The following is a 14,608-nucleotide window of genomic DNA, read 5'->3' as shown; positions in this document are numbered from 1 at the left end:
TTGCTGCAGGCGCATCGGCGCGGGGTGGAAGTGCGGGTGTTGCTCGACCCGAACCAGGCCGCGTTCGGCCAGGAGAAGGACGGCGTGCCGAACCAGCCCGTTGCCCGCGAGCTCACCGAGGCCGGAATTCCGGTTCGTTGGTGCACGACGCAGGGCGAGCAGTGCCACAGCAAGTTCGTTCAGTACCGCGTGGCCGACGGTACGGGTGAGCTCATCGCCGGCTCGGCCAATTTCACCCGGCGCAACCTGAATGACCTGAATCTGGAGACCAGCGTCCGGGTCCGGGCATCCCGCGAGGCGCGCGTCATGCGCGAGGCTGCTGATTTCTTCGACCGCCGCTGGAACAACCGGCCGGATCGCCTCTACAGCCTGCCGTACGCCGAGTATGCCGATGACAGCCGGCTGCGCTACTGGCGATATCGGTTCATGGAGGCGAGTGGCCTGTCGACGTTCTGAGGCGGCTCAGGTGGACTCGACGGTGTTCTCCACCAATCCAGGTAAGAGGAGTCGACGCCGAGGTGACGACGCCCCGGGAGTTCGCGTCAGGCTCCGTAAGGCGGGCGCCTCCCGAGATGGTCTTCGACCGCCTTTACGCCCGGCATGCGCTCGGCTGCGAGGCACACGGCACGGCGATCACTGTCGGAGTCCACCACTCCCCACAGGTGCACCACCCCGTTCTCCACGATCGGGTTGACGTGGGCGTTGGTGCCGGTCTGGTCGATTTCCGCAATGACCTTTTCGCGAAGCGCCCGGTCGTCGGTGGAAGAGGTGGCCTCCGGGGCGTCTCTAGTTGCCAGGGCGCGCAGGATATCGGCACGGCTGACGACGCCGACGAGATGCCCGTTCCGCACCACGGGCACACGCTTGATGCGCTTTTCCTCGAGCTGGCGCGCGATGTCGGCAATGGGCGTTTCCTCAGAGACGGCGATGCTGATCGACGCGAGTAGCGGAAGGGTTGCGCTCGGATAGGCGTTTCGCGCGCAGAGCTGATTGTCGCCTCCACATGGAGATTGCGCACCGCGGGCCAGTCGCTGCCAAAGGCCTTGCGATACCGGCCTTACCGGACGCGGGTCCAGCCGCGATTGCCATGGGCAGTGTGCCGATGCGCAATGGTTGGCGTGGGAAGTCGTCTCGGCTCAGCAGTCATGAGGAGACTGAGTGGCTCGGCCTGGCGCGGGCGTTGTCTCGCCCGCAGGCGCACGGCGCTTGGGCGCTACGTGACCCGGAACTCGACCGTCAACCCGGTCTCGCAGAATGGGAACGGTCACACAGAACGTCCTCAAGGATGGGAGTCACAATGCCTGGGCTGACGGCTCCGTCGGGCAACTATTTGCCGCTCGGCCAATTGATAAGGGAATGCCATGGCACGCAGACTGGCTCGAATCGCAGCGCTGACCAGCGCCTTTATACCCTCTCTCTCGGCGGCATTGGGGGTTGGCCCCATTGCAACGGAATCCTCGCTGAATCAGCCGCTGGAGGCACGGATTCCCCTGGAGTCGGCGGACGCGCAGGAAGTTGAGAGCCTGCGTGCAGCGCTGGCTTCACCGGAGACGTTTCAACGGGCTGGGCTTGAGCGCCCGTTCATGCTCTCGCGCCTGCAGTTCGAGGTGGTCACCGAAGCAGTGCCGGAGCCCTATGTGGCCATCCGCACCTCCGACCCTGTTCGCGAGCCTTTTCTTGCCTTTCTGGTGGAGCTGAACTGGTCCGGCGGGCGACTGATCCGTGAATACACGGTGTTGCTCGATCCTCCGCTCCATGCCCGCGAGGAAAAGACCGTACCGACAGCCGCCGACGGTCGCGACGCCGGTGACCCGGCTCGCGAACGTGAGGCCTCCGCCCGCACAACGCCGGAGGATGCGGGCTATTTCGATGCGCTCACCGAAGGGCGCGTGCCGCGCGAAGTCGAAGTCGCGCGCAACGATACCCTCTGGGAAGTCGCGGATGAGGTCCGCCCGGACGATGCGGTCTCTGTCCATCAGATGATGATGGCGCTGTGGGAGGCGAACCCCGCGGCGTTTGCCAACGGCAACGTGAACAACCTGCGCGCCGGCGCCGTTTTGCGCGTGCCGGATCGTGAGCAAGCCACGTCCCGCTCGGCGCGTGACGCGCGGCGTGAGTTTGCCGCTCACATGGATGCCTGGCGGGCCGGACGGGCGCTGGACCCGGCGCCTGAGGACGATCCGCAATTGGCGGAGGTGGACGCGGAACCCGAAATCAATTCCGCCCGCCTGGAAGTCGTCGCAGCTGGCGAGACCTCTGGGGATGATGCCACCGCCTCGCTCATGGATGACGACCTGGCGGCCACAGCGGAGAACGTCTCCCGGCTTCAGGCCGAGCTCGCCGCGCAACGCGAAGAAAAAGCGTCGCTGCGTTCGGAGAATGAGGACCTACAACAGCAGATCGGCGAGCTGCTCGGCCGGGTTGAGGCGCTGGAGAGGACGATCGACATTCAGGTGACGGATGCCATTCCGGGAATGACGGAGGAACCGCTGGCGGTGGACAGCTCCCTCGCCGAAGCCCCCAGCGAAGAGCAGGCCGCGCCGCAAGACGATGCGCCGGTCGATGCAGACCTGGCCGTCGACGAACCCGCCGCAACCCAGCTGCAGGCGCCATGGGACGACACCCGGCTTATGGGACTCGGCGGTGCAGGCATCACGGCGTTGCTCGTGTTGCTGCTGCTGATGGTTCGGCGTCGCCGTGCCGGGGTCATGGATGCCGCCGCTACTGGGATTGCTGTGCCGGTGCCCGCGGCCGCCGACGGCGAGGGCAACGCCGGCCAGGCCCCGGCGCGTGCGGCACCAACCGAGTCCAAGGCCAACGAGGTCGAAGGTGCGCCGGCACGCGGCGGCAACGGCGACCCGCTGGAAGAGATCGACGTCTACCTGGCCTATGGTCATTACGACCAGGCGCGCGAACTGTTGGCGACAGCCGTGACCGCGGCGCCGGAGCGCAAGGACCTGCGGCTCAAGCAATTGGAAGTCTACGGGCACACCAATGCTCGCGCCGCATTCGAGGCTGGTGCACAGGAACTCTATACCTTGGTGGACGGTGAGCACGACCCCGTCTGGAAGCAGGTCGTTGACATGGGGCGGGCTATCGCGCCCGATAATCCCCTGTTTGCCGCGGACGGCGCCGGGGCGACAGCCGCGCCAACGACCGAACTGACCGAGGCCGCCGGGTCGACATTGACGACGCCGGAACCGGAGCCGCCACTGGACATTGAACTCGACGAGCAAGGCGATGAACCGGTAGCCCCGGTGCAGGAAAGGGATGAGGATGATTTCAGCGATCTCGAATTCAGCCTCGACGAAGTGCCCGAGCCGTCCTCCGCGGAACAGCCGCTCGAGACACCCGGGCAAGACCGGGAGGCCGCACCGGCTGCGCTCGAGAGCGAACCTGCGGACGGCGACGCCTTCAGCCTCGATTTCGATCTCGATGATCTAGGGGCACCAGACTCCGAGAGCTCGCCCGCGCGGGATGAATCCTCCGAACCGCCACAACCTACCGAGACCCTGCCACCGGCGGAGGCCACCGATGCGCCAGGGGCGGATGAGCTGAGCCTCGATTTCGAGAGCTGGGAAGGCTCCGAGCCTGCGGCACCCTCAGTGCCGGAGGTGGGCGCAGGTGCCAATGCCGCAGACGAGGACGGCGACGGCGACGCTGGACTCGCATGGCACCTGGACCATTCGCATGGCGGCGCCGACACGGCGGCCGCTGACGCAGGGCTCAGTGACGCACTCCCCAGTCATGCCGGCGATCCCGACAGTCGCGACGACGGGTCGAGTGAAGGGGGCATCCCGCCGAGCGATCTCGGTGAGGACGAGGCGCTGTCCCTGGAGATCGATGAGGCGATTCGGGCGGCCTCCGGTGATGAGCCGTCATCTGAGGACGACAATGACGACTTGTTTGATACCGGCGACGAGACCTCGACTAAGCTGGATCTCGCCCGGGCGTATCTGGATATGGGCGACAGCGAAGGCGCGCGCGCCTTGTTGGACGAGGTCCTGCAAGAGGGTTCCGAACAGCACAAGACCGAGGCGCGGTCACTGTATGAGCAAGCGCGCTGAGGTAGCCCGCTGCCGGGGCTCGCCTGTGCCTGGCTGTTTTCTCCGCCCGACGTGGTCGCCTGGCTGCTCCAGCTTGCTGCGCTGCTCCTGCGCTGTGGGCGGTTACCGACCCCCGGTCGCGCCATGGGCCAGGACTGTTGCGCCTGCGCTGGCTACTCATCACGATCTCGACGCACTATGCTTGGCTGACACCCGGCACTCCCGTATTCCCCGGGGCAGACCGTGTGGGTGTCACCTCTGGTTCCGCGCCTGTCCCGCCTCCACCGCTGGCAGTGGCTGATGCACCGGGTCTGCCCGGGGTATCTGATCCGGCTTGATGCATGGCCGTCAGCGGGCGGAGTGGGATACATTCCGGCGAAACCAGCGACACGGTTGTAAATGGAGTCATGCCGATGCGCATCGCCATGGGTGTGGAGTACGCGGGCACCGGCTATGCAGGCTGGCAGGAGCAGCGGCATACGCAATCGATTCAGACCCTGGTCGAGGGGGCGCTGTCCCGTGTCGCCGATGAGCGCGTCCGGGTTGTCTGTGCCGGGCGTACCGACGCCGGTGTCCACGGCCTTGGGCAAGTGATTCATTTTGACACCAGCGCCAGACGGCCCACGCGTGGCTGGTGCCTCGGTGGCACCACGCACCTGCCCGATGACATCGCCTTGACCTGGGCCCGCGAGGTCCCGGCGCAATTTGACGCACGCCGTAGCGCGCTGCAGCGACATTACCGTTACGTGATTCTCAACCGCCCGGTGCGCCCGGCCTGGCTCAATGGGCGGGTAGCCTGGGCCCGGAAGCCGCTGGATATCCGGCGCATGCAGGCCGCCGCGCCTCATCTGCTGGGGGAGCAGGATTTCAGCTCGTTTCGGGCGGTCGGCTGCCAGTCGCGCCATGCCTGGCGGGAGGTGACGCGTGCGGAACTCCACCGGCAGGGCGATTTTCTTTACCTCGATGTCAGCGCCAACGCCTTTCTTCACCATATGGTGCGCAATATTGCGGGAACACTGATGGCCGTCGGTGCGGGCGATCGCGATCCGCACTGGGTCGCCGAGGTGCTCGCCGCCCGGGATCGCACGGTCGGTGGCTTCACCGCGCCGGCGGGCGGCCTCTACATGGTGGCCGTGGACTATCCGGCGCATTTCGATTTGCCCGTGCCGCCACCGCCGCCGCGCTTTGCCTGACTTGTGTGGGCGGGTTACCATCACGTGCTTTCGCCGACCCGAGGTGGCGCGTGCGTACGCGTGTGAAAATCTGTGGTCTGACGCGCCCCGAGGATGCCATTGAAGCCGCCTCGCTCGGAGCGGATGCCATCGGGCTCGTGTTTCATGATGCCAGCCCCCGCGCGGTGGATGTGGCCACCGCCCGCGCCATTCGGGATGCGGTGCCCCCGTTTGTGACCGTGACCGCGTTGTTCCTGGATGCTCCCGCAGAGCGCGTGCGCGGCGTCCTTGATGCGGTGGCGGTGGATCTGCTGCAGTTTCACGGCCGCGAGCCTGCGGCCTATTGCGAGGATTTCGGACGGCGCTACATCAAGGTCGTTCCCATGCGGGATACGCGGGATCCGGTGGCACTGATGCGGGAGCATCCCAAGGCGAGTGGGTTCGTGCTCGATGGACACGGTGCGGGGGAACAAGGTGGCGGGGGCGCTGTCTTTGACTGGACGACCGTCCCCGAGGCGACGAGCCGTTGGATCATTCTCGCGGGCGGATTGCATGCGGGTAACGTCGCCACCGCCATCCGTCAGGTGCGGCCCTGGGCGGTCGATGTGAGCAGTGGCGTCGAGTCCGCGCCGGGCGTGAAGGACGCCCGGCGTCTGGCAAGCTTTATTAGCGAGGTCCAAGGTGTCCAAGACGTCCGAGGCAATGCAGCAGCCAGTTGATTTCGCCCGGTTTCCGGATGAGCGCGGTCATTTTGGCCGGTATGGTGGGCAGTTCGTGCCGGAGACGTTGATGGCGCCCCTGCGCGAACTGCAGGATGCCTACGCCCGCTACCGCGATGATCCCGAGTTTGTCGCCGAGTTTCAGTCGGATTGTCGTGACTTCGTGGGCCGTCCCTCGCCGCTGTATCGGGCCGAGCGCTGGACGCGGAAACTTGGCGGCGCCCGTATTTACCTCAAGCGCGAAGATCTCAATCACACGGGCGCCCACAAGATCAATAACACCATTGGCCAGGCCCTATTGGCCAAGCGCATGGGCAAGACCCGGGTTATTGCTGAGACGGGGGCGGGCCAGCATGGCGTCGCCAGCGCCACCGTGGCCGCGCGACTTGGTCTCGAGTGCGTGGTTTACATGGGCGCCGAGGACATACAGCGCCAGTCGCCCAACGTCTTTCGCATGCGCCTGCTCGGCGCCAAAGTGGTGCCGGTGAATTCAGGATCCCGCACCCTCAAAGATGCGCTCAACGAGGCCATGCGGGACTGGGTGGCCAACGTCGACGACACCTTCTACATCATTGGTACCGTGGCCGGGCCGCACCCTTATCCCATGATGGTGCGGGACTTTCAGTCCATCATCGGCCGCGAGACCCGGCAGCAGATGCTGGACGTTGAGGGCCGTCTGCCGGATGCCCTCGTCGCTTGCGTCGGTGGCGGTTCCAACGCCATCGGGCTCTTCCATCCGTTCCTCGCGGATGCGGACGTGGCGCTGTACGGAGTCGAAGCCGGGGGTTACGGTATCGCCAGCGGCCAGCACGCGGCGCCGCTGTGTGCCGGGCGCCCAGGGGTGCTGCACGGCAACCGCACCTACTTGATGGAAAACGATGATGGTCAGATTATCGGTACGCACTCGGTGTCCGCCGGGCTGGACTACCCCGGGGTCGGTCCCGAGCATTCCTGGCTCAAGGATATCCAGCGTGCCGTCTACACCTCGGTGACCGATGACGAGGCACTGCGCGCATTCCATGAGCTCACGCGCACCGAGGGCATTATTCCCGCCCTGGAAACGGCCCATGGGCTCGCGTATGCCGGAAAACTCGCTGTGGAACTGGGGCCCGGGAAAACCATTGTCGTGAATCTGTCCGGCCGTGGCGATAAGGACATCCAGACTGTGGCCGAACGCGAGGGAATCGAACTGTGAGCCGTCTTGCCGAGCGTTTTCGCCAACTCCGTGGGCGGGGGCGCACTGCCCTGATTCCGTTTATCACGGCGGGTGATCCGCACCCGGATCTGACCGTTCGCCTCATGCACGGGCTGGTGGCGGCTGGTGCGGATGTGGTTGAGCTGGGCGTGCCATTTTCCGATCCCATCGGTGACGGCCCTGTCATCCAGCAGGCGTGCGAGCGGGCCCTGCGGCACAATGTGAGCCTCCGTGATGTACTCACCATGGTGCAACGGTTCCGCGAGGATGATCCGGATACCCCTGTGGTCCTGATGGGATACATGAATCCCGTGGAATTGATGGGTTATGCCGAGTTTGCCACGCGTGCGCGGGATTCCGGCGTCGATGGCGTGCTTACCGTGGACATGCCACCGGAGGAAATGGGCGAGTTGGCCGCGAGCCTTGCCGCTGCCGCATTGGATTCGGTCTTCCTGGTCTCCCCGACCACCACGGAAGAGCGCATGCAGGCGATTTGCGCCAAGGCGGGCGGCTTTATCTACTACGTGTCACTCAAGGGGGTGACCGGTGCAGCCAACCTGGATGTGGATGCGGTGGGGGCGCGTGTGGCGCGGCTGCACGGCATGACCGGCCTGCCTGTGGGTGTCGGCTTCGGGATTAGCGACGCGGCCACGGCGGCTCGTATGGCAGCCGTCGCCGACGCCGTTGTTGTGGGCAGTGCGCTGGTGCGCCGTATCGAGGCGAATCAGGAGGATCTGGACGCGGCCCAGGAGGCCGTGACCGCCCTGGTCGCGGAGATGCGCCAGGCGATGGATGCCGACGCCCCGGCGAGCGTTGAGTAACACCGTCAGCGAGGGACTTCCCCGTGGTTGGAAAGGGCAGACAATGAACAGGACGCCGACACCATGAGCTGGTTCCAGAAACTCATGCCGTCACGGATTCGCACCGATGCCACGGAGAAGGCGCGCAACCGTAGTGTGCCCGAAGGGCTGTGGACGAAATGCCCCGCGTGCAATGCGGTGCTCTACCGTCCTGAAGTGGAACGCAATGGCGAGGTCTGCCCGAAATGCGCCCATCATATGCGCATCGGCGCGCGGACGCGGCTGCAGGCGTTTCTCGACCGCAATGGCGGCACTGAAATCGGCGCCGACGTGAAGCCGGTGGATGTCCTGCGCTTTAAGGACGGCAAAAAATACAAGGATCGCCTGCTCCAGGCGCAGAAGGCCACCGGTGAAGGCGATGCCCTCGTCGCCTACCAGGGTGAACTCAAGGGGCACCCCGTGGTGGCCTGTGCGTTTGAGTTTGAGTTTATGGGCGGGTCCATGGGCTCGGTGGTGGGTGAGCGTTTTGTGCGCGCGGCCAACATTGCGTTGGAAGAGCGCATACCCCTGGTGTGCTTCAGCGCCAGCGGTGGCGCACGCATGCAGGAGGCGCTGTTCTCGCTGATGCAGATGGCCAAGACCAGCGCCGCACTCGGGCGGCTACGGGAAGAGGGCGTACCCTACATCTCCGTGCTCACGGATCCCACCATGGGTGGCGTGTCCGCGAGCCTGGCCATGCTGGGCGATATCAATATCGCCGAACCCGGTGCGCTGATTGGGTTTGCCGGCCCGCGTGTCATCGAGCAGACGGTACGCGAGACGCTCCCGGAGGGATTCCAGCGTGCTGAGTTTCTGCTCGAGCATGGGGCGATCGATATGATTGTGGATCGCCGCGAAATGCGCGATACCATTGCCCGGCTCTTTGCCATACTCACGCATCAGCCCGCGCCCGACGTTCGCTGGCTTGAGAGCGAAACGGCGGAACTACCCGCTGGGTGACGGCCCGTGCGTTTTACAACACTGGATCAGTGGCTTGAGTGGCAGGCGGGGCTGCACCCCCGTCTCATCGACCCGGGGTTGGAGCGGGTCGGGCAGGTGGCCGATTTGCTGCGCCTGCGACCCGCCGCAGTGCCCATCATCACCGTGGGCGGCACCAATGGTAAGGGGTCTTCCGTGGCCCTGCTCGAGGCCATGCTCCGTGCTGCGGGTTACAGCACCGGCGCCTATACCTCCCCGCACCTGCTGCGCTACAACGAGCGCATCCGCCTCAATAGCCAGGATGCAACGGACGACAGCATCATGGCTGCGTTTGACGCCATCGACCAGGCGCGCGGCGGGATCAGCCTCAGTTACTTTGAGTTTGGTACCCTGGCGGCCCTGTGGCTGTTCCGTGAATACGGTGTCGGCGTGGTCCTGCTGGAGGTGGGGCTAGGGGGGCGGCTCGACGCGGTCAACATGATGGATGCCGACGCGGCGCTCATCACCAGTATCGGTCTGGATCACGCCGAGTGGCTGGGCCGCGAACACGATGGCATCGGCCGTGAAAAGGCCGGAATACTTCGCGCCGGGCGTCCCGCCGTGTTCGCCGGAGAGGCCATCCCCGGGACGATTCGCAGTATCGCCGCGACCCTCGATGTGCCGCTGCGCGTCGCCCATGAGGATTACGACTGGCAGGTGCACGCCGACGGCGGCTGGCAATGGGTTGCGGGCGATCGCGCCCGCGAGGATTTACCCCCGCCCGGTCTTCCCGGCGCGATGCAGTATCAAAATGCGGCCGGGGTGCTTGCTGTGCTGGATACCCTGTCGGCGTCGCTACCCGTGTCCGACGGGGCCGTGCGCGCGGGCCTGCAGCAGGTGCGCCTGGCCGGGCGTTTGCACGAGCGCCCGGGCGCGGTAGAGTGGCTGTTCGACGTGGCGCATAACGCGGATGCCGTCGCGGTGCTGGCCGCCGAGGTGGAGCGCCGTCCCGCTGCCGGGCGGTGTCATGCAGTATTTGGCATCATGGCACGAAAGGATCTCGAGCCGGTGCTCGATGCCATGACGGGTCACGTGGACGCCTGGTGGCCCCTGGTACTACCGGATCAGGACGCGCGCCCCGCCCGGGATGTTGCAGAGGAGTTGCAGCGCCGTGGTGAGGATGTCGTCGCCGTCGGCGACCCGCAGGCGTTGCACGGGCAGCTGCAGGCCACCGTGCAGGCGGGCGACCGGGTTCTGGTATTCGGCTCCTTTCGCACCGTCGAGGAAATGATGCATGTGACGGGCATGGCGTCCGCCTGAACGCCGGAGCAGGCGGCACCTGCCGACGTTCGCGTGACGCTTACTGGACCTGCGCGGGGAGGAACTCCATTGCAACAGCACCACAAACAGCGGCTGGTTGGCGCGGTCGTCGTGGTCGCGCTCGCCGTTATTTTCGTACCCATGCTTCTGCAGGGGCCCGTGGATCGTGGGACAACCGACCTGTCCGTGGAGATTCCACCGCGGCCGGAGGTGGAGCAGGGACCGGAATCGGAGTCCGCAGCTGCGGAGGCCGAGCCGTCGCCAGGCCTGGAGGCCGTGCCATTGCCCGAGGATGACGACGCTGATGCTGCGCAGGCACCCCCGGGCCCCGCCCCGTCGCCGGACCCCGATATGCTGCCCGACGAGGAAGACGGTGTCGCCGAGGCCCCGGAGGAGGCAGCAGGCGAGGACGAGGAACTCGCTTCCTACTCCGTTCAGGTGGGCAGTTTCGGTAACGAGGATAACGCGCTCGGTTTGCGGGACCGCCTGCGCGAGCAGGACTTTTCCGCTTATGTGGACCGCATTGAACGCGAGGGGGATCAACCGCTGTATCGGCTGCGGGTGGGTCCTGTGGTGGAGCGCGGCGAGGCCGAGGAGTTGCTCGAGCGCCTCGCCAGCGAGGCTGACGTGGATGGGCTGGTGGTCTCGCATCCGTGAGCGGTCGCCGAGGCGCTGGCTGGCAGGGCGGGTGACTCCGAGTGGCTTTCTCCCGCTCCGGCGCTTTGCTACCATTGCGATCCCTGTGCTGCCTCGGCGCTGACCTTTGCCCATGAACTGGCTTGATTTCGCCGTCCTCGCCGTCATTGCACTGTCTGCCCTGATCAGCCTGATCAGGGGCTTCGTTCGCGAAGTCATCTCCCTGGTCGTGTGGATCGCCGCGTTCTGGATTGGAATCCGTTATGCGAGCGAGGTTGCCGTCTATTTCGCCGACTATATCCCTTCTCCCACGATTCAGCTCGGCGCGGGTTTCGTCGTGCTCTTCGTGCTGACGCTGATCGTTGGTGCGCTGATCAACTACGTGGCGGGGCAGTTCGTCGGGCGCACCGGCCTCACCGGCACGGATCGATACATCGGCGTTATTTTCGGGCTGGCCCGTGGTGTGGTGGTGGTGGCTGTTCTGGTCCTGGCCGCTGGCCTGACGGCGCTGCCGCGGGAGCCCTGGTGGCAGGAGTCGGTCCTGGTGCAGCAGTTCCAGCCCTGGGTGTGCGAGATCGGGGTCAGTGAATGGCTCGACGGCATGACCGTTTATGCGCCACTCGCCGATGATCCAGAGCTGGAAGGGCGCCCTGCACCCGAGTACTGGCGCGAATTTTGTGAGGATCCGGAAGCGCCCGATGCGTAGCGACCCGGCTTGCGCGTGCGGTGGGTGTGTTACCGGGGCCCTCGTCTGGTCCAGCGCAATGACGGTTGCAGGAGGTTCCATCGCTCATGTGCGGGATTATCGGAATGGTGGCACAGGGGCCGGTGAATCAGGCCATTTATGACGGCCTGACGGTGCTTCAACATCGCGGCCAGGATGCGGCCGGGATTATGACCTGGGAGGATGGCCGGCTTTATCTGCGCAAGCGCAACGGACTGGTCCGGGACGTCTTCCGCACCGAACACATGATCCAGCTGCGCGGCCACATCGGAATCGGCCACGTGCGCTATCCGACCGCCGGCTGTGCCAGCAATGCGGAGGCGCAGCCCTTCTACGTAAACTCGCCCTACGGCATCAGCTTGGCCCATAACGGCAACCTTATCAACGCCGAGGAGCTCAAGCGCGAGCTCTTTCTCGAGGACCTGCGCCATATCAACACCGGGTCCGACTCCGAGATCCTGCTGAACGTCTTTGCCCACGAGCTCGCCAGCCCGGGTAAGCTGCGCATCAGCGAGGACGAAATCTTCGCTGCCGTCGCCGGGGTCTACCGGCGCTGTAAGGGTGGCTATGCCGCCGTCGCCATGATCAACGGTTACGGCATGCTCGCCTTTCGCGACCCCCACGGCATTCGGCCAGTATGCTTCGGCCAACGCGACACACCCGAAGGCCCGGAGTACCTGGTGGCCTCCGAGAGCGTGGCCATGGATACGCTGGGCTTTCGTCTCATCCGCGAATTGGATCCAGGCGAGGCCATCTTCGTAACCCTCGACGGACACCTGTATACCCGCCAGTGCGCAGTTGCGCCGATGAATCGCCCATGCCTGTTCGAATACGTCTACCTCGCGCGGCCCGATTCGATTATCGACAATGTGGCCGTTTACAAAGCGCGGTTGCGTATGGGCCAGCGATTGGCGGCCAAGATCGAGCGCGTGTGGCCCGATCACGATATCGATGTGGTCATCCCGGTCCCCGACACCAGCCGCACATCCGGACTCGAGATGGCGCAGCACCTGGGCGTGAAGTACCGAGAGGGTTTCATCAAGAACCGCTACATTGGCCGCACGTTTATCATGCCGGGCCAGATGCAGCGGCAGAAATCGGTTCGCCAGAAGCTCAATCCGATCGGCCTGGAGTTCAAGGGCAAGAACGTGATGCTGGTGGATGATTCCATCGTCCGTGGCACCACCTGTGGTCAGATCATTGAGATGGCCCGGGAAGAGGGCGCCCGCAAGGTCTACTTTGCCTCCGCCGCGCCGCCGGTGAGGTATCCCAACGTCTATGGCATCGACATGCCCTCGGCCGGGGAGCTCATTGCGCACGGTCGCAGTGAGGACGATGTCGCCCGGCTGATCGGTGCCGACAGACTGGTCTACCAGGATCTCGACGACCTGGTGCAGGCCGTCCAGCAAGGCAACCGGCGGTTACGGGGCTTCGATGCGTCGTGCTTCGACGGCGAATACGTGACCGGGGATGTGACCAAGGCCTATCTGGACGCCCTGGACGAGCAGCGTAACGACGCTGCCAAGGCGACGCGCCACAGCGCCGATGCCCTGATCGATCTGCACAGTGAGCCGGATTGAACACAGCGCTCAGGACCGCACCGGCGATAACCAGCCGCCGCGGCTGGCCGTTTGACATCCCCCCAAGGGTGCCATAGAGTCTCACAGAGGCGCTGATTTGACCGATTCAGCTTGCGGGCGCCGGAGGTTAGCCGGTGGCATGGGGTTGCATGCCGGTGACGCCTTCAAAAAATGCCGCTAAAGCGAGGGAGTTCTGCTTTCTTGCTCCGGGATCGTCCCGGTTCCCGCCTGCATCCGATCGTCCGCCGCTGGCAGATCGCGCCCTGGTTTGCGCGAAAGGCCGGAAGGTCGCGGGGGCGATATGCCGCTGAATACCCCCTCGGCCATGACCCGGCAATGACGACGAGGAATCTGGCATGGCGCAGGAGCACAAGCCAACGGGGTTCGACACCGCCGCTGTGCGTGCCGGGCAAGTCCGCACGGGCGAGCAGGAGCAGTCCGAGCCGCTGTTCTTGTCGTCCAGTTTTACCTTTGACAATGCCGCCCAGGCCGCGGCGCGCTTCGCTGGTGAAGAGCCCGGTAATATCTATTCCCGGTTCACGAATCCGACCGTGCGCACATTCGAGCAGCGCCTGGCCCGCCTGGAGGGCGGGGAAGCCTGTGTGGCAACCAGCTCCGGCATGGCGGCCATCAACGCCATGTGCATGGCGCTGCTGCAATCCGGCGATCACATCGCCTGTTCGCGAGGTGTTTTCGGCACGACCACGTCGCTGCTCACAAAAGTCCTGCCCAAGTTTGGCGTGGAGACCACGTTCGTTGGCCCGACGGACTATGCAGCCTGGGAGCGGGCCCTACGGCCCGAGACGCGCCTGGTGTTCCTCGAGACGCCCTCCAACCCCCTCACGGAGGTGGTGGACATTGCCTGGCTGGCGGAGCTCGCCCACAGTCGCGACTGCTTGATGGTGGTGGATAACTGTTTCTGTACGCCCGCCCTGCAGCGCCCGTTGGAGCTGGGGGCCGACCTCATCATCCACTCCGCCACCAAGTACTTGGACGGCCAGGGGCGTTGTGTTGGCGGCGCGGTGGTGGGTGATGCCAAGCGGGTAGGCGAAGACGTCTTTGGCATGTTGCGGACCACGGGGCCGACCTTGAGCCCGTTCAATGCCTGGGTGTTTATCAAGGGGCTGGAGACGCTGCGGTTGCGCATGCGCGCCCACTGCGAGAACGCCCAGGCGCTCGCCGACTGGCTGCAGCATCACCCGCGCGTGGCGCGCGTCAATTACCCTGGCCTGATCTCACATCCCCAGCACGAGCTGGCCAGTCGTCAACAGCTTGGCTACGGCGGTATCCTGTCGTTCGAGGTGAACGGTGGCCGCGAGATGGCTTGGGCCGTGGTGGACCATACCGCGATGATCTCCATTACCGCGAATCTGGGTGACGCCAAGAGCACGATTACGCATCCGGCGAGCACCACGCACGGACGCATCACGCAGGAAGAACGCGACGCGTCGGGGATCAC

Annotated in this window: 13 protein-coding genes; 12 read left to right on the top strand and 1 reads right to left on the bottom strand. The window is 65.3% G+C overall.

Annotation, left to right across the window (positions count from 1 at the left end; genetic code table 11):
• Positions 1-456, top strand: a 456-nt coding sequence (locus QZT63_RS19645; protein WP_290653708.1) for a phospholipase D-like domain-containing protein, incomplete at its 5' end; no start/stop codon positions are given.
• 86 nt (positions 457-542) lie between these two features.
• Here QZT63_RS19645 and QZT63_RS19640 read toward each other — a convergent pair.
• A complete protein-coding gene (locus QZT63_RS19640) occupies positions 543-929 on the bottom strand; it encodes a CBS domain-containing protein (RefSeq protein WP_290653712.1) in 387 nt (128 codons plus the stop codon).
• A 432-nt stretch (positions 930-1,361) separates the two neighbouring features.
• Here QZT63_RS19640 and QZT63_RS19635 point away from each other — a divergent pair, with 432 nt between their 5' ends.
• From QZT63_RS19635 to QZT63_RS19585, 11 genes are all read left to right on the top strand, one after another.
• On the top strand, positions 1,362-4,067 hold the full coding sequence (locus QZT63_RS19635) for a FimV/HubP family polar landmark protein (RefSeq protein WP_290653706.1): 2,706 nt from the start codon (positions 1,362-1,364) through the stop codon (positions 4,065-4,067).
• A gap of 392 nt (positions 4,068-4,459) precedes the next feature.
• Positions 4,460-5,239 carry a tRNA pseudouridine(38-40) synthase TruA gene (truA, locus tag QZT63_RS19630; protein ID WP_366637642.1) on the top strand — a complete coding sequence of 260 codons (780 nt, stop codon included), beginning with the start codon at positions 4,460-4,462 and terminating at the stop codon, positions 5,237-5,239.
• Positions 5,240-5,289: 50 nt separating this feature from the next.
• Positions 5,290-5,937 carry a phosphoribosylanthranilate isomerase gene (locus QZT63_RS19625; RefSeq protein WP_290653702.1) on the top strand — a complete coding sequence of 216 codons (648 nt, stop codon included), beginning with the start codon at positions 5,290-5,292 and terminating at the stop codon, positions 5,935-5,937.
• Positions 5,921-7,132: a tryptophan synthase subunit beta gene (gene trpB / locus QZT63_RS19620; RefSeq protein WP_290653710.1), complete on the top strand. Its 1,212-nt coding sequence runs from the start codon at positions 5,921-5,923 to the stop codon at positions 7,130-7,132. Before QZT63_RS19625 ends, trpB begins: the two co-directional genes overlap by 17 nt.
• Positions 7,129-7,953, top strand: a complete 825-nt coding sequence (gene trpA / locus QZT63_RS19615; RefSeq protein WP_290653700.1) for a tryptophan synthase subunit alpha — start codon at positions 7,129-7,131, stop codon at positions 7,951-7,953. The genes trpB and trpA overlap by 4 nt, the downstream gene beginning before the upstream one ends.
• Before the next feature lie 63 nt (positions 7,954-8,016).
• Complete coding sequence (gene accD / locus QZT63_RS19610; protein WP_290653698.1) at positions 8,017-8,931, top strand: acetyl-CoA carboxylase, carboxyltransferase subunit beta; 915 nt, start codon at positions 8,017-8,019, stop codon at positions 8,929-8,931.
• A gap of 6 nt (positions 8,932-8,937) precedes the next feature.
• Complete coding sequence (locus tag QZT63_RS19605) at positions 8,938-10,209, top strand: folylpolyglutamate synthase/dihydrofolate synthase family protein (RefSeq protein ID WP_290653695.1); 1,272 nt, start codon at positions 8,938-8,940, stop codon at positions 10,207-10,209.
• Between the two features lie 69 nt (positions 10,210-10,278).
• Complete coding sequence (locus tag QZT63_RS19600; protein WP_290653693.1) at positions 10,279-10,866, top strand: SPOR domain-containing protein; 588 nt, start codon at positions 10,279-10,281, stop codon at positions 10,864-10,866.
• A gap of 112 nt (positions 10,867-10,978) precedes the next feature.
• Complete coding sequence (locus tag QZT63_RS19595) at positions 10,979-11,551, top strand: CvpA family protein (RefSeq protein ID WP_290653691.1); 573 nt, start codon at positions 10,979-10,981, stop codon at positions 11,549-11,551.
• 86 nt (positions 11,552-11,637) lie between these two features.
• On the top strand, positions 11,638-13,149 hold the full coding sequence (purF, locus tag QZT63_RS19590) for an amidophosphoribosyltransferase (RefSeq protein WP_290653689.1): 1,512 nt from the start codon (positions 11,638-11,640) through the stop codon (positions 13,147-13,149).
• Positions 13,150-13,505: 356 nt separating this feature from the next.
• Positions 13,506-14,608, top strand: a 1,103-nt coding sequence (locus QZT63_RS19585) for an O-succinylhomoserine sulfhydrylase (RefSeq protein ID WP_290653687.1), incomplete at its 3' end; no start/stop codon positions are given.

The sequence above is a fragment of the Aquisalimonas sp. genome (genome assembly GCF_007120195.1).
Lineage (GTDB): Bacteria > Pseudomonadota > Gammaproteobacteria > Nitrococcales > Aquisalimonadaceae > Aquisalimonas.
The sequence above is the reverse complement of the archived record's forward strand: the minus strand, read 5'-3'. Positions and strand labels throughout refer to the sequence as shown.

What these genes read in the sequence shown, in the direction of transcription:
- truA (WP_366637642.1), top strand. Translation starts at nt 4,460, where the DNA reads ATGCGCATCGCCATGGGTGTGGAGTACGCGGGCACCGGCTATGCAGGC.
- purF (WP_290653689.1), top strand. Translation starts at nt 11,638, where the DNA reads ATGTGCGGGATTATCGGAATGGTGGCACAGGGGCCGGTGAATCAGGCC.
- QZT63_RS19635 (WP_290653706.1), top strand. Translation starts at nt 1,362, where the DNA reads ATGGCACGCAGACTGGCTCGAATCGCAGCGCTGACCAGCGCCTTTATA.
- trpB (WP_290653710.1), top strand. Translation starts at nt 5,921, where the DNA reads ATGCAGCAGCCAGTTGATTTCGCCCGGTTTCCGGATGAGCGCGGTCAT.
- accD (WP_290653698.1), top strand. Translation starts at nt 8,017, where the DNA reads ATGAGCTGGTTCCAGAAACTCATGCCGTCACGGATTCGCACCGATGCC.
- QZT63_RS19595 (WP_290653691.1), top strand. Translation starts at nt 10,979, where the DNA reads ATGAACTGGCTTGATTTCGCCGTCCTCGCCGTCATTGCACTGTCTGCC.